This is a genomic window from Nocardioides lentus (assembly GCF_039529515.1).
Classification (GTDB): Bacteria; Actinomycetota; Actinomycetes; order Propionibacteriales; family Nocardioidaceae; genus Nocardioides; species Nocardioides lentus.
The window spans coordinates 235,279-253,354 of the sequence record NZ_BAAAMY010000001.1 but is presented as its reverse complement, the minus strand read 5'-3'; the positions used below and the strand labels follow the sequence as shown (position 1 = coordinate 253,354).

The 18,076-nt window shown below is 73.5% G+C and carries 18 protein-coding genes; 8 read left to right on the top strand and 10 right to left on the bottom strand.

Annotated features, from left to right (window positions below; all coding sequences use genetic code 11):
• Nucleotides 1-222 precede the first annotated feature (222 nt).
• Complete coding sequence (locus ABD158_RS01195; RefSeq protein ID WP_344002534.1) at nucleotides 223-1,731, bottom strand: SulP family inorganic anion transporter; 1,509 nt, start codon at nucleotides 1,729-1,731, stop codon at nucleotides 223-225.
• Between the two features lie 64 nt (nucleotides 1,732-1,795).
• Between ABD158_RS01195 and ABD158_RS01190 the strand changes: the two genes are divergently transcribed.
• Nucleotides 1,796-2,182 (top strand): MerR family transcriptional regulator, encoded by a 387-nt coding sequence (locus ABD158_RS01190; RefSeq protein ID WP_344002532.1) that lies wholly within the window; start codon nucleotides 1,796-1,798, stop codon nucleotides 2,180-2,182.
• Between the two features lie 30 nt (nucleotides 2,183-2,212).
• On the opposite strand, the gene ABD158_RS01185 is transcribed toward ABD158_RS01190, so the two are convergent.
• Complete coding sequence (locus ABD158_RS01185) at nucleotides 2,213-3,097, bottom strand: Fpg/Nei family DNA glycosylase (RefSeq protein ID WP_344002529.1); 885 nt, start codon at nucleotides 3,095-3,097, stop codon at nucleotides 2,213-2,215.
• Between the two features lie 154 nt (nucleotides 3,098-3,251).
• Between ABD158_RS01185 and ABD158_RS01180 the strand changes: the two genes are divergently transcribed.
• Both ABD158_RS01180 and ABD158_RS01175 read left to right on the top strand, forming a co-directional pair.
• On the top strand, nucleotides 3,252-4,469 hold the full coding sequence (locus ABD158_RS01180; RefSeq protein WP_344002526.1) for a phospholipase D-like domain-containing protein: 1,218 nt from the start codon (nucleotides 3,252-3,254) through the stop codon (nucleotides 4,467-4,469).
• A 75-nt stretch (nucleotides 4,470-4,544) separates the two neighbouring features.
• Nucleotides 4,545-5,573: a magnesium and cobalt transport protein CorA gene (locus tag ABD158_RS01175; RefSeq protein ID WP_344002523.1), complete on the top strand. Its 1,029-nt coding sequence runs from the start codon at nucleotides 4,545-4,547 to the stop codon at nucleotides 5,571-5,573.
• A gap of 15 nt (nucleotides 5,574-5,588) precedes the next feature.
• On the opposite strand, the gene ABD158_RS01170 is transcribed toward ABD158_RS01175, so the two are convergent.
• Nucleotides 5,589-6,104 (bottom strand): DUF4385 domain-containing protein, encoded by a 516-nt coding sequence (locus ABD158_RS01170; RefSeq protein ID WP_344002520.1) that lies wholly within the window; start codon nucleotides 6,102-6,104, stop codon nucleotides 5,589-5,591.
• A 45-nt stretch (nucleotides 6,105-6,149) separates the two neighbouring features.
• Here ABD158_RS01170 and ABD158_RS01165 point away from each other — a divergent pair, with 45 nt between their 5' ends.
• Both ABD158_RS01165 and ABD158_RS01160 read left to right on the top strand, forming a co-directional pair.
• Nucleotides 6,150-6,929, top strand: coding sequence for a glycerophosphodiester phosphodiesterase (locus ABD158_RS01165; RefSeq protein ID WP_344002517.1), 780 nt, complete (start codon nucleotides 6,150-6,152; stop codon nucleotides 6,927-6,929).
• A gap of 10 nt (nucleotides 6,930-6,939) precedes the next feature.
• A complete protein-coding gene (locus ABD158_RS01160; RefSeq protein ID WP_344002514.1) occupies nucleotides 6,940-7,917 on the top strand; it encodes a DUF5926 family protein in 978 nt (325 codons plus the stop codon).
• A 232-nt stretch (nucleotides 7,918-8,149) separates the two neighbouring features.
• Here ABD158_RS01160 and ABD158_RS01155 read toward each other — a convergent pair whose 3' ends face one another.
• The 5 genes from ABD158_RS01155 to ABD158_RS01135 all read right to left on the bottom strand — a co-directional run bounded on the left by ABD158_RS01155 (nucleotide 8,150) and on the right by ABD158_RS01135 (nucleotide 13,022).
• On the bottom strand, nucleotides 8,150-8,767 hold the full coding sequence (locus ABD158_RS01155; RefSeq protein ID WP_344002511.1) for a TerD family protein: 618 nt from the start codon (nucleotides 8,765-8,767) through the stop codon (nucleotides 8,150-8,152).
• 25 nt (nucleotides 8,768-8,792) lie between these two features.
• Nucleotides 8,793-9,866: an adenylate/guanylate cyclase domain-containing protein gene (locus tag ABD158_RS01150; protein WP_344002508.1), complete on the bottom strand. Its 1,074-nt coding sequence runs from the start codon at nucleotides 9,864-9,866 to the stop codon at nucleotides 8,793-8,795.
• Between the two features lie 13 nt (nucleotides 9,867-9,879).
• Nucleotides 9,880-10,248, bottom strand: coding sequence for a Crp/Fnr family transcriptional regulator (locus tag ABD158_RS01145; protein WP_344002505.1), 369 nt, complete (start codon nucleotides 10,246-10,248; stop codon nucleotides 9,880-9,882).
• 64 nt (nucleotides 10,249-10,312) lie between these two features.
• Nucleotides 10,313-11,548 carry an arginine deiminase gene (locus ABD158_RS01140; protein ID WP_344002503.1) on the bottom strand — a complete coding sequence of 412 codons (1,236 nt, stop codon included), beginning with the start codon at nucleotides 11,546-11,548 and terminating at the stop codon, nucleotides 10,313-10,315.
• A 34-nt stretch (nucleotides 11,549-11,582) separates the two neighbouring features.
• Nucleotides 11,583-13,022 carry a short-chain fatty acid transporter gene (locus ABD158_RS01135; RefSeq protein ID WP_344002500.1) on the bottom strand — a complete coding sequence of 480 codons (1,440 nt, stop codon included), beginning with the start codon at nucleotides 13,020-13,022 and terminating at the stop codon, nucleotides 11,583-11,585.
• Between the two features lie 60 nt (nucleotides 13,023-13,082).
• Here ABD158_RS01135 and ABD158_RS01130 point away from each other — a divergent pair, with 60 nt between their 5' ends.
• Nucleotides 13,083-13,505 (top strand): DUF4446 family protein, encoded by a 423-nt coding sequence (locus ABD158_RS01130; protein WP_344002497.1) that lies wholly within the window; start codon nucleotides 13,083-13,085, stop codon nucleotides 13,503-13,505.
• Between the two features lie 33 nt (nucleotides 13,506-13,538).
• Here the strand turns inward: ABD158_RS01130 and ABD158_RS01125 are convergent, their stop codons facing one another.
• Nucleotides 13,539-15,113 (bottom strand): bifunctional phosphatase PAP2/diacylglycerol kinase family protein, encoded by a 1,575-nt coding sequence (locus ABD158_RS01125; protein ID WP_344002496.1) that lies wholly within the window; start codon nucleotides 15,111-15,113, stop codon nucleotides 13,539-13,541.
• A 65-nt stretch (nucleotides 15,114-15,178) separates the two neighbouring features.
• Here ABD158_RS01125 and serS point away from each other — a divergent pair, with 65 nt between their 5' ends.
• Both serS and ABD158_RS01115 read left to right on the top strand, forming a co-directional pair.
• On the top strand, nucleotides 15,179-16,459 hold the full coding sequence (gene serS, locus ABD158_RS01120; protein WP_344002494.1) for a serine--tRNA ligase: 1,281 nt from the start codon (nucleotides 15,179-15,181) through the stop codon (nucleotides 16,457-16,459).
• On the top strand, nucleotides 16,456-17,352 hold the full coding sequence (locus tag ABD158_RS01115) for an HAD family hydrolase (protein ID WP_344002491.1): 897 nt from the start codon (nucleotides 16,456-16,458) through the stop codon (nucleotides 17,350-17,352). Before serS ends, ABD158_RS01115 begins: the two co-directional genes overlap by 4 nt.
• A 70-nt stretch (nucleotides 17,353-17,422) precedes the next feature.
• Here ABD158_RS01115 and ABD158_RS01110 read toward each other — a convergent pair whose 3' ends face one another.
• Nucleotides 17,423-18,064 (bottom strand): hypothetical protein, encoded by a 642-nt coding sequence (locus ABD158_RS01110; RefSeq protein WP_344002489.1) that lies wholly within the window; start codon nucleotides 18,062-18,064, stop codon nucleotides 17,423-17,425.
• Nucleotides 18,065-18,076 lie beyond the last annotated feature (12 nt).

The following is an 18,076-nucleotide window of genomic DNA, read 5'->3' as shown; positions in this document are numbered from 1 at the left end:
GACGTTGAGGCCGTGATCCGGACGGATCCGTGGTCGGAACGTCAGGGACTACCCGCGTGGTGGTGCGGTCCGGTCGCGGCGGGGATAGTCCCTGACGTTCGGGCCGTGATCCGGACGGATCGGTGGTCGGAACGTCAGGGACTATCCCCACACCCACCCCGCACCCACCCCACCCCGCACCCACCCCGCACCCACCCAGCCACCCCGCCGTACGACGGGGGCTCAGTGCCCGGCGAGGCGGCCGGTGAGGCGCTCGTGGCGCTCGGCGCTGGCGGGGTTGAGGCCGGTGATGTCGACGTGGGTGCCGCGGCGGGCGTACTTCGTGGTGATGGCGTCGAGGGAGGCGACCGTGGAGGCGTCCCAGACGTGGGAGTCGGCCAGGTCGACGGTCACGCGGGAGGGGTCGCCGGCGTAGTCGAACTGCGTGTAGAGCTCGTTGGACGAGGCGAAGAACAGCTCGCCGCTCACGCGGTAGACGGCCCGCTCGGCGCCGTCGGGGTCGACGGTGAGCTCCCGGCGCACGGCGGTCAGGTGGGCGACCCGGCGGGCGAAGAGCGTCATCGCCACGAGCACGCCGACCACGACCCCGATCGCGAGGTTGTGGGTGGCGACCGTGACGGCCACGGTCGCGACCATCACGGTGGTCTCCGACTTCGGCATGCGGCGCAGGGTGGCGGGTCGGATCGAGTGCCAGTCGAAGGTGCCGACGGAGACCATGATCATCACCGCCACGAGCGCGGCCATGGGGATGATCGCGACGACGTCGCCGAGGCCGACGACGAGTACCAGCAGGAAGAGGCCGGCCAGGAAGGTCGAGATCCGGGTGCGGGCCCCGGAGGCCTTCACGTTGATCATCGTCTGGCCGATCATCGCGCAGCCGCCCATCCCGCCGAAGAAGCCGGTGATCACGTTGGCCGCGCCCTGCCCCCACGACTCGCGGGTCTTGTCGGAGCCGGTGTCGGTGATGTCGTCGACGAGCTTGGCGGTCATCAGCGACTCGAGCAGGCCGACGAGCGCCATCGCCAGCGCATACGGCGCGACGATCTGCAGCGTCTCGAGGGTGAGCGGCACGTCCGGCACGAGCAGGGCCGGCAGCGAGTCGGGCAGCTCGCCCTCGTCGCCGACGTCGGGGACGCTGATCGCGCCGAGCACCGTGAAGCCGGTGAGCGCCACGATCGCGACGAGCGGCGCCGGGACGGCGGCGGTGATCCGTGGCAGGCCGACGATGACCGCGATGCCGACGGCGACCATCGGGTAGACGAGCCAGGGCACGTCCACGAGGTAGGGCACCTGCGCGAGGAAGATGAGGATCGCGAGGGCGTTGACGAAGCCGACCATCACCGAGCGGGGGATGAACCGCATCAGCCGCGCGAAGCCGACCAGGCCGAGCACGACCTGGAGCAGCCCGCCGAGGACCACGGTGGCCAGCAGGTAGTCGAGGCCGTGGTCGCGCATCACGGGCGCGATCACGAGCGCGATCGCGCCGGTGGCGGCCGAGATCATCGCCGGCCGCCCGCCGAGGAAGGCGATCGAGACCGCCATCGTGAACGACGCGAAGAGACCGACGCGGGGATCGACCCCGGCGATGATCGAGAACGAGATGGCCTCGGGGATCAGCGCCAGCGCGACGACGAGGCCGGCGAGGACCTCGGTGCGCAGCAGCCGGGGGGACCGCAGCGCCTGCAGGACGGTGGGCGAGGCCGGGACGGGAGTGGTGGGGGAGACGGGCACGAGCGGCGACTCTACCCTTACGTAAGGGTAGAGTCGGAATCGTGGTCGGTGTGAGGATGGGCGGGTGACCCCGTCCGCGATGCACATCGGCGAGGTGGCCGCGCGCACCGAGCTCTCGCTGCGCAGCCTGCGCCACTGGGAGGAGGTGGGCCTCCTCCACCCCTCCGGGCGCACCGACGGCGGCTTCCGGCTCTACACCGAGGACGACGTCGAGAAGATCCTCGTCATCCGGCGCATGAAGCCGCTCGGCTTCAGCCTCGAGGCCATGAGGGCCGTCATGGACGACCTGGACCTGCTCTGGGGCGACGAGGCGGACGCCGCCGCCCGCGACGACGCGCGGGCCCGGCTGCGCCAGGTGGCCGCCGAGGCGGTGGACCGTCGCACGCGCCTGGAGCGCCAGCTCGAGATGGCCGACGAGTTCCTCCTGCTCCTCGGCGAGCAGACCCGCTGACGCCCCCGCCGTCCGCCGGGTCGGTGCGGGCTACTTCAGCAGCCGCGACATGCGCCGGTCGGCCAGGGGCCTGCCGCCGGTCTGGCAGGTCGCGCAGTACTGCAGGCTCGAGTCCGCGAACGACACCTCGCGCACGGTGTCGCCGCACACCGGGCAGGTCTCGCCGGTGCGTCCGTGCACGGCGAGGTTGGCCTTCTTCTCGCCCTTGAGGTCGGCGGCGGGCTTGCCGGAGGCGCGGGCGAGGGCGGCCCCGAGCACGTCGCCGATGGCGGCGTACAGGGTCTCGACCTCGGTCTCGCTCAGCGAGCTCGCCGGCTTGAACGGCGACATGCGCGCGGCGTGGAGCAGCTCGTCGGAGTAGGCGTTGCCGATCCCCGCGATGGTGCCCTGGTGGCGCAGCACGCCCTTGACCTGCGCGCGACCGGCGTCGGCGAGGATGCGCCGCAGGACGTCGATCGTGAACGCCGGGTCCAGCGGGTCGGGGCCGAGCCGCGCGATGCCCTCGACCTCGCGGGGGTCCTTGACGACGTAGATCGCGAGGGACTTGCGGGTGCCGGCCTCCGTGACGTCGAGCCCGGAGGGCGCCTCCTGGCCGTCGGGGGTGTCGAGCACGATCCGCGCCGCCATCGGGGACTTGGTGCTGGGCTTGGGCGGCAGCGTCGGCACCTCGTCGCGCCAGCGCACCCACCCGGCCCGCGCGAGGTGCATGACCAGGTGCAGGCCGGAGGCGGAGATGTCGAGGAACTTGCCGTGCCGCGTCACGTCGTCGACCAGCGTGCCGTCGAGCGCGCTGATCGGCGGGTCGTAGGTCTTCAGCGCGCTGAACGCGGCCAGGTGCACCTTCGTGATCGCGCGGTCGCGCAGCCGGCCCCTCAGGTCGAGGGCCAGCGCCTCCACCTCGGGCAGCTCGGGCACGCCGACATCCTATTCACCGCGCCGTACGACGGGGGCCGTTGCAGGTTGCTGCACCTGCACCCCACGGACCCCGAGGCGCACCTAGCGTCGGCGACTCGTCCTGTCCGCGGCTCCCGGTCGGAGGCCGCGGACGAGTCCACCTCGGGAGGCCCACGTGACCACTGTCGATCCCTCACCCGTCCGTCGGACCCGCCGCCTCGTCGGCGCGGCCGTCCTCGTGCTGCTCGGCGGCGCCGTGACCTCCGGCGCGACCGTCGTGACCGCCGAGGCCGGGCTCCCCGCCGGGGTCCTCACCGGGGTCGTCGCCGGGCCGTCCGCCGAGGCGGCCGACTGCAGCCGGTTCCGGCCCGCCGACCAGGTCTACTTCAACGACCCGCGCCTCGACGGCGACAACGACGTCCAGGACGTCATGGAGTGCCGGATCGGGCAGACCCCCGGCGGTCAGACGATCCGGGTCGCGACCACCAACCTCGACGACCCGACCCTGGCGCAGGCGCTCATCGACGCCGACCAGCGTGGGGTGCACGTCCGCGTCGCCGTCGACCGCGGGCGCTGCGACACCGGTCCGGCCAACGCGCTGCGGCGCCAGCTCGGCCGGACCTCGGGCGACCGCTCGAAGTTCCGGTGCGTGACGAAGTCCGGACGCACGGACTCCGGCGTCATGCACCAGAAGTCGCTCACCATCACCCGCACCGGTGGGGTGAGCAACGTCGTCCTCGTCGGGTCGGCCAACATGACGCAGGAGGCCTACAGGGACCAGTGGAACGACACGTTCCAGTACGTCCGGCGGCCCACGATCCACCGCTGGTACGTCACCGTCTTCGAGCAGATCCTCGCCGACGGCGCCACCGCGACCCCGTACCGCGAGTACACCGACGGTCCCGCTCGCGCGCAGTTCCTGCCGACCAACAGCAACACGGCCGCCGCCGACCCGGTCCTCGCCCGGATCGACGGCCTCGACCGCGGCAACCTCGTCCGCATCGCCATGTACAACTGGCCGCGCACCGACCGGGGGATCTGGCTGCGCGACGCGATCATCCGGCAGAAGCGGGCCGGGGTGCGCTTCCGGATCGCGGTGGGCCCGGCGGTCAACGAGGGCATCGTGTCCGAGCTGCGCGGCGCCGGGATCTCCGTGCAGAAGGTGTACGACGACGGCTGCAAGGCCGGCCACGTCGAGAAGACCTGCAACTACACCCACACGAAGTTCATGACCCTGCGGTTCACGCTCGGCGGACGCACCGAGTACCGGACCTGGACCGGCTCGGACAACTTCGTCGACCTGCTGAGCGCCGAGAACATCCAGCGCATCGGCGGCCGGCGCATCCACGACCGCTACGTCGCCTTCTTCCGGCGGATGGTCGGCGCCTACTGAGCCCGGTCCGGCGCCCCCGGCGTACGCTCCGCGACGGCGGGGGAGCCGGGGGCGAGCGAGCGAGGTGGACGGACCGTGGCCGTGCTGGACAACGCCGTCTACGTCGACGGGCACCGCCGGGCCGAGCCGCCGACGCTGGAGGCGACCTACGAGCTGCTGCGCGACCACGCGGACTCCGAGCGGGCCATGGGCTGGATCGGGCTCTACCGGCCCGACCCGGGCGAGGTGCGCTCGGTGGCCGCGGAGTTCGCGTTCCACGAGCTCGCCGTCGAGGACACGATCTCCGCCCACCAGCGCGCCAAGCTCGAGCGGTACGGCGACGTGCTGTTCACGGTGCTGCGGCCCGCCCGCTACGTGGAGGCCGAGGAGCGGGTCGAGTTCGGCGAGCTCCACGTGTTCACCGGCGCCGACTTCGTCGTCACCGTCCGCCACGCCGAGTCGCCCGACCTGGCGAAGGTGCGCCGGCGCCTCGAGTCCCGCCCCGACCTCCTGCGGCTGGGGCCGGAGGCGGTGCTCTACGCGATCCTCGACCAGGTCGTCGACGAGTACCTGCCGGTGGTGGAGGGCCTGGAGAACGACATCGACGAGATCGAGGACCAGGTCTTCGCCGGCGACCCGTCGGTCTCGCGTCGCATCTACGAGCTGTTCCGCGAGGTCATCGAGTTCCAGCGCGCCACGCGCCCGCTGCTGCGGATGCTCACCGACCTCGCCGCGGGGTTCGAGAAGTACGGCGTCGACGACGACCTGCGCCGCTACCTGCGCGACGTCCACGACCACGCGATCCCGGTCGTCGAGCGCGCGGACGGCTTCCGGGTGCTGCTGCAGAACATCCTGACGGTCAACGCGACCCTCGTCGGTCAGCGCCAGAACGAGGAGACCCAGCAGCTGACCGCCACCAGCCTGCAGCAGAACGAGGAGGTCAAGCGGATCTCGTCGTGGGCGGCCATCCTCTTCGCCCCGACGCTGGTCGGCACGGTCTACGGCATGAACTTCGAGGTGATGCCCGAGCTCGGGTGGAGCCTCGGCTACCCGATGGCGATCGGGCTGATGCTGCTGATGGGCCTCGGCCTGTACGCCGCGTTCAAGCGGCGCGGCTGGCTCTAGACCGGGTCCCGGCGCTCACGCCGGGTCGGCGTCCTCGTGACGGCGGCGGTGCTCGACCTTCATCCGCCGGTACGTCGGGTCGTCGGCCGCGGCGCGCCAGGCGGCCTTGAAGACGGCCGCCGCGGCCACCTTCTCCGGGTCCTGGTCGGCCTCGTCCAGGCGCGGCTTCTCGGCGCGCCCGTGCGCCCCGCTGACGCCCTTCCGGTCGTCGGGGACCGGCCCGTCGTACTTCTTCCCGCCGCGGTGGTTGGCGTAGCGGCGCGCGCGGGTGTGGCCCATCTGCAGGAACTTGCGCGCCATGTCGGCGCCGACGAAGTCCCCCGCCTCGAGGTAGGCGTGGAAGCGCTCGGTGATCGCCGCCGAGGACTCCCGGGCGTCGTCCTCGGTCGCGAAGCGCCACAGCGGCAGCAGCTCGGACTTGTAGGGCTGGACGCGCAGCACCCCCTGCTCGCCGCGGCCCACCGAGTACAGCTCGGGGTGCTCGCGCAGGTCGAGACCGTCGTAGTCCAGGGAGTAGTCGAACTCGCGCACGCCCCACCGGTACCCCGACGCCCCGATCGGGCAGGATGGTGGCGCATGAGGCCGCAGGTCGTGTCGCACCGCGGCGCCGGGGACCACACCGTCGAGCACACCCTGGGCGGCTACCTGCGGGCCCTGGACGACGGCGCCGACGCGCTGGAGTGCGACGTCCGCCTCACCGCCGACGGCCACCTGGTCTGCGTCCACGACCGCACCGTCGGTCGCACCCCGACGGGGGCCGCGGTCATCTCGACCATGACCCTCGACGAGCTCGACGACGTCGACCTCACCGCCCGGCACCGGCCGTGGGCCGACCTGGACGACGAGGCCCCCGAGGTCGACGTCGAGCTCGGCAAGGTCCTCACGCTGCGCAAGCTGATGGAGACCGCGGCCGACTACGACCGCCCCGTCCAGCTCGCGATCGAGACCAAGCACCCCACCCGGTACGCCGGGCTGGTCGAGCGGCGCGTGGTCGAGCTGCTGCGGGACTTCGGCTGGGACGGCGCGGACTCGCCCGCGCGGCTGATGAGCTTCTCCTACGTCGCGGTGCAGCGCCTGCGCCGCCTCGCCCCGCGGGTGCCGGTGGTGATGCTCGTCGACAAGGCCCACCACTGGCCGCTGCTGCGGCCGATGGTCGGCGACGACTGGATCATCGGCCCCGGCATCGACGACCTGTGGGCCCACCCGGGCCTGCCGCGGCGCCTCGTCGCCGAGGGCCGGGAGATCCACGTCTGGACCGTCAACACCGCCGAGGACGTCGAGCTGTGCCTGTCCTACGGCGTCACCGCCCTCATCACCGACCGCCCGGCCTACGTGAGGTCCGTGCTCGACGGCTAACTTGAGCGCCATGGCGAAGAAGTCCCCCGCGCAGAAGTCCCGGGCCCCGCAGGGCTCCACCCCGACGAGCGCGGACGGCGCCGCAGGCGCGGTGGGTCCGCGCCAGCCCTGCCCCTGCGGGTCGGGCAAGCGCTACAAGGCCTGCCACGGCGGCGCCGACGGCGGCGCCACGGCGTACGTCGCGCGGCCCTTCGCGGGCCTCGCCGCCGAGTGCGACATCGTCGCGCTGCGCGAGCTGGTGCCGGCCGCGACCGCGCCGCTGACGCTCTCGGAGGCCGCCGAGAACCCCCACGGCCGCGCCGTGCGCCTCTGCTCGCTGCTGCCCGGCGCCGTGCCCGGGATGGTGCGCGAGGACGGCACCGTGTGGCTGGGCCTGCAGGTCCAGCACCAGTACGGCGACCCCTCCCGCGACCTCGCCTCCGTGCTGGAGCGGGCGCTGGTCGCCGAGGCCGGCGAGCAGGTCGTCGTCACCACCGCGCCGGGCGCCGGACCGCGCCTGCAGGACCTCGTCGTCGACGAGCCCCTGGACGTCACCGTCCACGACGGGTTCGCCTTCTGGGTCGACGACGTCGAGGGCGGGGCGGAGGCGATGTCGGCCGCGCTCGAGCAGGCCGACCAGGCCGCCATCCCGACCGTGCGGCTCGAGGGCGTCACCGCGGCGTACTGGTGCGACGTCTCGACCAAGGAGCACCTGCGCTGGGTGCGCCCCGAGCCCGAGGACCGGCTCCTCGACGCGCTCGCGCGCCTCCACGCCGCCGGCGAGGACCGGCTCACCGAGGATTCCCGGCTGGTCGGGATGTTCCGCTCCCACGGGCTGCTCGTCCCGGTCTGGGACCTCGCGGTCGGCACCGGGCCCGAGGCCCTCGTCGAGCCCGCCGCCCGCTTCGACGCGGCCCTCACCGAGGCGCTCGCCGACACCTCGTCGCTGACCTCCGAGCAGCGCTCCGCCCGCAACGGCCTCGCCAACCGCCAGGTCACCATCCGCTGACCCCCGCTCCCCGACCCCGTCTCGTCACGCCCGGGACCGGGGGTGCGCACCCCGGTGACTCATCGCACAGCAAATCTTGATGTCGTGGATGTGGCGGATCGTTGAGGAACCGACTACTTTTCTGCGTGTCCGGCCGCTGTTGCCTCCCCCGTCAGCAGCGGCCGGACATCCAGTTCCCCGTCGTCACGCCCGCCGCCCGGTCGAGCCCCGCTCCCGCGCCGCGGCTCCGGTCTCAGACGTGGACGCCGAAGTCGGTCGCCACACCGCGCAGGCCCGAGGCGTAGCCCTGCGCGGTCGCCACGACCTTCCACTCCTCGCCCAGGCGGTAGACCTCGCCGAGCACGAGCGCGTTCTCGATGGTCGTCGCGAGCTCGATGTCGTAGCGGACCAGCTCGGTCCCGTCGGCGGGACCGGTGCCCGCGTCCACGGTGCCCTCGGCCGGGTCGGCGAGCACGCGCAGGTAGAGGTCGCGGACGTCGCGCAGCGTGCGGGGCTCCTCGGCGGCCTCGCCCACGCCGTACACGGCCAGCGCGACGAGGATCCGCTCCACCTCGGGCGGCGCGCCGGCGAGGTCGACGACGAGGCGCTGCCGGTCGCTGCCCGGCTCGCCGCCCTCGATCTCCCCCGACAGGCGGACGGCGCCCTCGGGGCTGGCGTCGTTGTTGTAGAAGACGAGGTGGCCGTCGGAGAGCACCTGGCCGTCGGCGCCGAGCAGCACCGCGAACACGTCGGCGTCGAGGGTGCCGGCGACGACGTCGAGCTCCCAGCCGACGCCGACGCTCACCCGGGAGGCGTCGGGGGCCAGGGCGGTCAGGGACGTGTTCTCGCCGCGTCGCAGCCGGTGCACCATGCGGGCAGGCTAGTGCCCGCGCCCCTCAGCGCCGCCGGGTGGCGGGGCGGCGCAGCGCCCAGACCCGCAGGCCCGGGTAGTTCTTGACCGACGCCCGCCGCACCCGGCGCAGGTCGTACGGCGGGTCGTCACGGCCCCCGGCGTGACCGGCGCCGTCGGCCTCCACGTCGGCCCCGTCGCGGTCGCCGCCCTCGTCGTGGTCGCCGCACAGCAGGTCGTGGACGCCGGACTCGACGAGGACCGTGCCCGGCCGGGCGGCGGAGGTGAGGCGCGCCGCGAGGTTGACGGTCTCGCCGAAGACGTCGCCGAGACGGGCGACGACCTCGCCGTAGGACACCCCGGCCCGCACGCCGGGGAAGTCGTCGTCGCCGGCGCCGCGCTCGACGAGCGCGAGGGCGATCTCGGCGGCCGCGGCCGGGTCGTCGGCGACGTAGAGCACCTCGTCGCCGATGTTCTTGATGACCCGTCCGCCGTGGTCGACGACGACGGTGGTCGCGGTGTCCTCGAACCCCTCCACCCACGCGACGAGGGCGGACTCGTCGAGGTTCCGGCTGGTGGCGGTGTAGCCGACGATGTCGACGAACCCCACCGCCAGCCGCGTCGCCGTGCCACCGTCGCGGCTGCCCTGCGCAAGTCGGCGGGCGGTGGCGCTGGCGAGGTGGCGGCGCCACACGTAGCTCTGGAGGGTCTCGACGCGGGGGAGGACCTCGTCGGTGAGCGCGGTCAAGCGGGCCATCGGGTCGGCGTCCGACGAGGCGGGGACGCCCCCGTCGGACCCGGCGGTCGCGACCCGCGCCAGCAGCGCGGTCTGCCACTCGGCGAGCCGTGCGAAGGAGCGGCCCCAGGTGCGGACCAGCGCGGCCTGCGAGTCGGGGTCGAGCACGCCCATCTCGGTCAGCTCGCGGGCCAGGCGCAGCGCCTCGACGTCGGCCTCGACGAACGCGACGTCGTCGTCGGCGGTGGCCGGGAACCCCAGCCGCCGCCACAGCTCCTCGGCGACCTCGACCGGCACGTCGGCGCGGTCGGCGACCTCGCGGCGCGTCAGCCCGGGCTCGGAGCCCAGCAGGAGACGCTCGACGTCCCCGAGCCCGTCGGGCACGACAGCGCGCCGCTCAGCCGATGCGGTCGGCGGCGAGGGTGTCGAGGGCGGCCTTGAAGCCGGGACGCTCCTCGATGAGCTGCTGGAACTTCTCGCGGGTGTAGTGCAGCAGCACCAGGTCGGTGAGGCTCACCACGGACGCGGTGCGCAGCGTGTGGTTGACGATCGACATCTCGCCCAGGACCGCGCCCGGCCCGACGACGGCGATCTCCTCGCCGTGCTTGCGCACGGACGCCTCGCCCTCGAGCACGATGTAGGCCTTGTCGGACCCGGTGCCCTCGCTGATCGGCGACCAGCCCTGCGGCACGCGCACCCGCGTGCCGGCAGCCGTGACGGCCTTGGCGTCACCGGAGGAGAGCTCGTCGAAGATCGATCGGGTCATGGCCCCAGGCTAGCAAGGTGTAACCGCCGTTTACGGTGCTTCGTGACGGAGATCGCGGGCCGGGTCAGGCCCGCGGCAGGGGGTCCCGCTCGACCGGGCAGCTCATGCAGCGCGGGCCGCCGCGACCGGAGCCGAGCTCGGAGCCGGCGATGCGGATGACCTCGATGCCCGACGCCTCGAGACGGTCGTTGGTCTCGTCGTTGCGCTCGTAGGCCATGGCCACGCGCGGCGCGAGCGCGAGGGTGTTGTTGCCGTCGTCCCACTGCTCGCGCTCGGCCGTGACGGGGTCCAGGCCGGTGTCGATCTGCTCGAGGGTGTCGATGCCCATCGCCTTCGCGGCGGCGACGAGGAACGGCTCGGGCTCCGCGACCCGCAGTCGCACGTCGGCGGCGCCGTCGCCGGGCTCCTCGGGGTCCGCGGTGACGGTGTGGGCGAGCAGGCTGTCGGCCACGTTGGCGTAGACGACCATCTTGTCGACGTCGACCATCGTGCAGATCGTGTCGAGGTGCATGGTGGCGCGCTCCTGCGCGATCGGCACCGCGAGCACCGTGTGGGCCAGCTCGGCGTGGAAGAGCTGGCGGGCCAGGCGCTCGACCCCGGCGGGCGTCGTGCGCTCCCCGACGCCGACGGCGATCACGCCCGGCGAGAGCAGCAGGACGTCACCGCCCTCGACGTGCTCGTGGTGCCAGCCGTGCACGGTGCGGGTGCCGGCGAAGCGCGGGTGCGCGGTGTAGATCAGCTCGGTCAGCTGGGTCTCGCGGCGCCGGGCGGGCATCGCGAGGCTCGTGATCGCCACGCGGTCACGCAGCCACACCGACGAGTCGCGGGTGAACAGCAGGTTGGGCAGCGGGTCGACGAGGAAGTCGTCGGCCGCCAGGAGGCTCGTCACCAGGCCGTGGCCGCCGCGGACCTCGTCGTTGCGGATGCCCGCGGTGAGGTACGTCGTGAGCTCGGCCGGGCTGGCGTCGTGCAGCGCGGAGGCGAGGTAGGTGCGCAGCGTGTCGCCGAGGTGCAGGCCGGCGAGGGCGGTGGTGATCGCGTGGTTGCGGGCGTGCTGGGCCTCGAAGGCCTCCGTGAGCAGCTCGGTGAGGTAGAGGACCTCGACGTCGCGGTCGCGCAGCGCCTGGGCGAACGCGTCGTGCTCCTCCTGCGCCCGGGCGACCCAGGGCAGGCCGTCGAAGAGGAGGCGGTCGTTGTTGCGGGGCGTCAGACGCTTCAGCTCCGGGCCGGGGCGGTGCAGCATCACCGTCCGCAGGGTCCCGACCTCGCTGTCGGCGCCGGGGGTCCTCGTGTCGCTCATGGCGGCAGCCTAGGGGTGGGCGGCCCCGGGTCCGTCAGGGCTGGACGGGTGGCACGAACTCGAAGGTCGTCCCGAGCAGCCACAGCAGGAGCAGCACCACCGGCAGGTGGAAGACGAACTGCAGGAACGTGAACCCCACCAGGTGGCGCGCGCGCAGCCCCAGCACGGCGAGCAGCGGCAGCATGAAGAACGGGTTGACGAGGTTGGGCAGGGCCTCCGCGGCGTTGTAGATCTGCACGGTCCAGCCGAGGTTCATGCCCACGTCGGTCGCCGACTGCATGACGTACGGCGCCTCCACCAGCCACTTGCCGCCGCCGGAGGGCACGAGCAGTCCGAGCAGGGCGGTGTAGAGCGCGATCACGACCGCGAACGCCCCACCGCCGCCGACGCTGGTGAACAGCTCGGCCAGGTGGCCCGAGACGGTCTCGCCGCCGCGACCCTCGGCGCGGGTCAGCACCGCGGCCATCGCGGCGTACAGGGGGAACTGGACGAGCACGCCCGCCGTCGCCGGCACCGCCTGGGAGACCGCCGAGAGGAACCGGCGCGGCGTCCCGTGCAGCAGCAGGCCGAGGACCAGGAAGACCATGAGGTAGCCGTTGAGGCTGCTGATCACCGACAGGAACGGCAGGGTCGTCAGCTGCACCACCACCCAGCCGGCGGTCAGCAGGCCGATGATCGCGGGCAGGATCCGCGAGTACTCCAGCCACTCGCCGGGCCGCTCGCGCGGCGCGACGTCGCGCGGGGAGTCGTCGAGGTCGACCGCCATGTCCGCGGCGGTGCGCACGGCCGCGCCGCGCGGCGCGGAGAGGTAGGAGATCGCGACCGTCAGCACGATCAGCACCGCCGCCATCGTCAGCGACTGCCAGGTCAGGATCGTCGTGCCGAAGTCGAGGACGCCGGTAATCTCGAGCAGCTCCGGCGGCAGCGACGCGGGGGTGGCCTGCAGCTGCGCCGCGCTCGAGGACAGGCCGAGCGCCCACACCGCCCCGAGGCCCATGTACGCCGCGGCGCCGAGCGCCCGGTAGTCCGCGCGCAGGTCGCTGCGGCGCGCGATCGCGCGGGCCAGCAGGCCGGAGAACACGAGGCTGAGGCCCCAGTTGACCATCGAGACCAGGCACGACAGCAGCGAGACGAACGCGACGGCGGCCCGCGGGTCGTTCGGCACCTGCGCGAGCCGCGCGATCAGCCGCGCGACCGGGGCGGAGGTGGCGACGACGTAGCCGGTCAGCACCACCATCGCCATCTGCAGGGTGAACTCGGCGAGGTCCCAGAAGCCGTTGCCGAACTCGGTGGCCACGGTCACCGGCGACGACCCGTTGGCCATCGCCGCGAGCGAGACGATGACGACGCCGGCGAGCGCGAAGACGTAGGCGTCGGGGAACCACTTCTCGGTCCACTCCGCCGAGCGCTGGGCCAGCCGGCCCAGTCCCCTCTCCTGCGTGCCGTCGGTCGCGGGGCGGGCGTCGCTGCTCATCGGGGCAGGCTAGGGCGTGTCCGGGACCCCTGCCCAGGGCTCTCGCCTAGGGTTCGGCGCATGTCGGTGTCGCTCGTCCTGACCACGGTCGTCGCCGTCGTCCTCGCCGGTCTGGTGGCCGCCGTCGGGTGGCTGGTGGGCGAGGTGCGCCGCCTGTCGTCGCAGCGCGACGAGCTCGCGCCCGGCGAGCAGCCCCTCCCGGCCGACGTCCGGGGCCTGCGGCAGGAGGTCGCCGCCCTCCGCGCCGAGGCCGGGGACGCCCTGCGCCACCTGGCCGTCGTGCGCTACGACGCCTTCGGCGACATGGGCGGCCACCTGTCCTGGTCGCTGGCGCTGCTCGACGACGCCGGCCACGGCGTCGTCCTCACCAGCATCCACGGCCGCGCCGAGTCCCGCACCTACGCCAAGAACATCGCCTCCTGGCGCTGCGAGCAGCCCCTCTCCCCGGAGGAGGAGGAAGCCGTCGGCCACGCCAAGGCCTGACGGGTCGGCCCGGACGTGCAGGCGTACGGCGGGTCAGCGGGGGACGCGCACGAGCACGCGGCCGTGCAGGCAGCGCATGTGGAGCTCCCGGCCGGGGCCGATCGCGTCGCCGTCGAGCTGGCGCGGGGCCTCGGCGGAGGCGCGCAGCGAGATGGTCGCGCCGGTCTTGCGGTTGACGAGGTCGTCGGTGCGCGGGCGGCGGGCGATGACGCGCCACGCCAGCGGGATCCACGAGCCGAGGCGCCGCGGGTGCAGCAGCACGAGGTCCAGCCGGCCGTCGTCGATGGCGGCGTCGGGCAGCAGCGGCATGCCCGCCTGCAGGTAGCCGACGTTGCCGACGAGGATCGTGCGGGCGCGGTGCCGGGTCCACTCGCCGCCGTCGATCGAGACCTCGACGCGCACCGGCGGGAACATGATCGCCTTGAAGCCCGACACGACGTAGGCGAGCCAGCCGACCTTCTTCTTGAAGTCCTCGTTGACGCCCTCCATGATCGCGGCGTCGAAGCCCATCCCGGCCATCACCAGGAAGTGGGTGAGCTCCATCCCGTCGCCGTCGACCTCGACCAGGTCGATCGCCTGGTCCTGGCCCGACAGCGCCACGTCGAGCGCGGAGCGCAGCAGCAGCGGTACGCCGAGGTTGCGGGCGAGCAGGTTGCCGGTGCCGGCGGGCACGATCCCGACGGGGACACCGGTGCCGGCGAGCTCGGCGCAGACCTCGCGCACGGTGCCGTCGCCGCCGCAGACGATCACCAGGTCGGCCCCCGCGACGGCGGCGGCCTCGGCCATGCCGGCGCCGGGGTCCTCGACGGTCGTGTGGTGCCAGGTCGGCTCCGACCACCCGGCCGCGCGCGCCATCGCCGTCACCGTGGCGGTGAACTTCGCGAGGTCGTCGACCTTCGAGGGGTTGACGACGACGGCCAGCTGGCGCGCCGAGGTGTAGACCTCGGGCAGCGGCGCGGCGTCGACCGCACGGCTGGTCGCCGGCGGGTCCACGACGGCCCAGCAGACGAGCAGGACCCCGGCCCCCAGCAGGTAGCCCCCGACGACGTCGGAGGGGTAGTGCCGCCCGAGCAGCACGCGGTCCAGCCCCACCAGGACGACGAGCAGCGGGGTCGCGAGCCACACCAGCCGACGCACGCCGACGGGCCGGACCAGCAGCACCGTCGTCACGAGCACGACGCCCATCAGCGCGACGATCGACGAGGCGTGGCCCGACGGGAACGCGAAGTTGGTCAGCAGGTCGCCGGGGTCCTGCCAGTCGGGCCGGTCGCGACCCACCCAGGTCTTGACCCCGGTGGTCGCGGCGGCGGTCAGGCCCGTGACGAGCACGACCAGCACGGCGGCCGCCCGCTGCGAGAGCGCGACGAGCACGACCGCCAGCACCACGACGTACGCCGTGATCCCGACGGTGCCGAACAGGTCCTCCACGATCGCGAGGGCCTCGCGCAGCCAGCCGATGTCGGTGGCCCAGGCCTCGACGGGCGCGCCGCGGTCGTCGAGACGGCGCAGGAGGGGCTGGTCGACCGCGACGGCCCACGTCAGCAACCCGAACAGCAGCAGGCACGTCGCGCCCCAGGTCAGGCGCGCACCGCGCGAGAGCTGTTGCATGAGGCCCGAGTATGCCGGGGGATATCGGCGTGAGCGGCGTCGGTGCCCGCCGATAGCCTGGCGGCATGATCGATCCCAGGGTGCTGCGAGAGGAACCGGACCGGGTGCGTGCCGCGCAGGGCAGGCGCGGGCTCTCGTCCGAGCCGGTCGACCGCGCCCTGGCCGCCGACGAGTCGCGCCGCCGCGCGATCGCCGAGTACGAGGCCCGTCGCGCCGAGCAGAAGGCCATGGGCAAGCAGGTCGCGCAGGCGACGGGCGAGGAGAAGGCCGAGCTGCTGGCCCGCACCAAGGAGCTCGCCGCCCGCGTCAAGGGCCTCGAGGGCGAGCAGACCGCGGCCGAGGCCGAGTGGCGCGCCGCGCTGTCCGCGATCCCCAATGTGGCCGACGACGCCCCGGCGGGCGGCGAGGAGGACTTCGAGGTCCTCGAGCACGTCGGCACGCCCCGCGACTTCGCCGCCGAGGGCTTCACGCCCCGCGACCACGTCGAGCTGGGCGCAATGCTGGGCGCCTTCGACCTCGAGCGGGGGGCGAAGGTCTCCGGGAGCCGCTTCCACTACCTCACCGGTGTCGGCGCCGAGCTCGAGCTCGCGCTGGTCATGATGGCGATGGACCAGGCTCGCGCCACCGGCTTCACGCCCGTCATCCCGCCGTCGATCGTCAAGCCCCGCGCGATGGAGGGCACCGGCTTCCTCGGCCAGGCCGCCGACGACGTCTACCGGATCGAGGGCGAGGACCTCTACCTCGTCGGCACCTCGGAGGTCCCGCTCGCGGCGTACCACTCCGACGAGATCCTCGACGGCGCCTCGCTGCCGCTGCGCTACGCGGGCTTCAGCCCGTGCTTCCGCAAGGAGGCCGGCTCGCACGGCAAGGACACGCGCGGCATCTTCCGGACCCACTGGTTCGACAAGGTCGAGATGTTCGTCTTCACCACGCCCGAGGACGCCGCCGCGGAGCACCAGCGGCTCCTCGACTGGGAGAAGCAGTTCATGGACGGCCTCGAGCTGGCCTACCGCGTCATCGACGTCGCCGCGGGCGACCTCGGGCTCTCCGCGGTCCGCAAGTTCGACATCGAGGCGTGGATCCCCTCCCAGGAGCGCTACCGCGAGCTGACCAGCGCGTCGAACTGCACCGACTTCCAGGCCCGCCGCCTCGACATCCGCGGCCGGTACGACGACGGCGTGGGCCCGGTCGCCACCCTCAACGGCACGCTGTGCTCGACCAACCGCCCGATCATCGCGCTGCTGGAGACCCACCAGCGCGAGGACGGCTCGGTGCGGGTGCCGGCGGCGCTGCAGCCCTACCTCGGCGGCCGCGAGGTCCTGGAGCCGCTGGCGGCGCGCCGGTGACGACCACGGAGCGGGCGGCGACGCCCGGGGGCCACGACGGTCCGGGGACCGACGGCTGGGCGCCCCGCCTGGTCGCGCTCGACATCGACGGCACGCTGCTGCGCTGGACCGACGAGTCCCCGGCGACGGCCTCGTCGAGCCCGGCGAGCAGCGTCGAGGAGATCCGCCCGGCCGTGCGCGACGCCGTACGCCGGGCGGCCGCGGCCGGCGCGGAGGTCGTGCTCGCGAGCGGTCGCTCGCCCTACGACATGACGCGGGTCGCCGACCTCCTCGAGCTGCACGCGCCCGGCGCGGAGCCGCTGTGGGTGGTGGCCGCCAACGGCGCGGTCGTCTTCCGCTACCCGCCCGTGGACGTCGTCCACGAGGAGACCTTCGACGCCCGCGACAGCGTCGCCGCGGCCCTGGAGCGCCACCCCGAGGCCATCGTCGCGGTCGAGGAGCGCGGGGTGGGCTACCGGATGAACCGGCCGTTCCCGCCCGGCGAGCTGACCGGGCGCCACACCCTCGCCTCCGTCGACGAGCTCCTCGCCGAGCCGGTGACCCGCGTGATCATCCGGGACCCGCAGGCCTCGGTCGAGGACTTCGTCGCGCTCGCGGAGGGCCTCGGCCTGCACGGCACCGAGTACGTCGTGGGCTGGACCGCCTGGCTCGACATCATGCCGGTGGGCGTCTCGAAGGCCTCCGGCCTGCAGCACGTCGTCGACCGGCTGGGCCTCACCGCGGGCGACGTGCTCGCGATCGGCGACGGCCGCAACGACGTCGAGATGCTGCGCTGGGCCGGTCGCGGGGTGGCGATGGGTCAGGCCGTCGAGGCCGTCCACGAGGCCGCCGACGACGTCACCGCCACCGTCGACGACGACGGCGCGGCGGTGGAGCTCTCCCGCTGGTTCTGAGCCACCCACCGGCTCGTCGAGGACCGGTCGGCGCTCGGGCGAGCGCAGCCGAGCGCGGCGGGCTGCTGGGCTACAGCGAGAGCAGGTGGTCGGCGGGCGGGGCCCACTGGCCGTCGGGCTCGAGGTGGGCCCAGATGTCGTACTCCGGGCCGAAGAAGTCGACCGCGCGACGCCGGACGCCCGGGTCGAGCTCGGCGGGGCGCTTCGCGGACACGTTGGTCTGGCGGAAGCCGAGGTCCTGGCCCACCTTCTCGGTCAGCCAGCCCTGCCACACGTCGGTGGACTCGTAGCGCAGGACCCGGTCGACGCCCACGCGCTCGGCCTGGAGGGAGCAGAACCGCGCCGGACGGCCGATCCCGAGCAGGGACGGGTGGCGCTCGACGTAGCGGTCGACGAACTCGGTGAAGCTCATGTCGCCGGTGTAGTTGTGCGCCTTCGGGCCCTCCTTGAGCTCGGGGCGCGAGCGGTAGCGCCACCAGCTCTCCAGCCAGCCGACGGGCTCGCGGAACAGGCAGACCACCTCGTAGGACTCGCGGCGGTGGCCGCCGCCGGCGAGCACGGGCTCGATCCGCTGGGTGAAGGCGGTGTAGTTGGTGTGCTTGAACTCGCCGCGCAGGATCACCCGGGCGTGGGGCTCGAGCACCTCCTCGACGGCCGTCGACGCGCACTTGGGCATCGAGAGCCACACGAACCCGCGGTGGGGGAGAGCCATCACGGGTGCGCA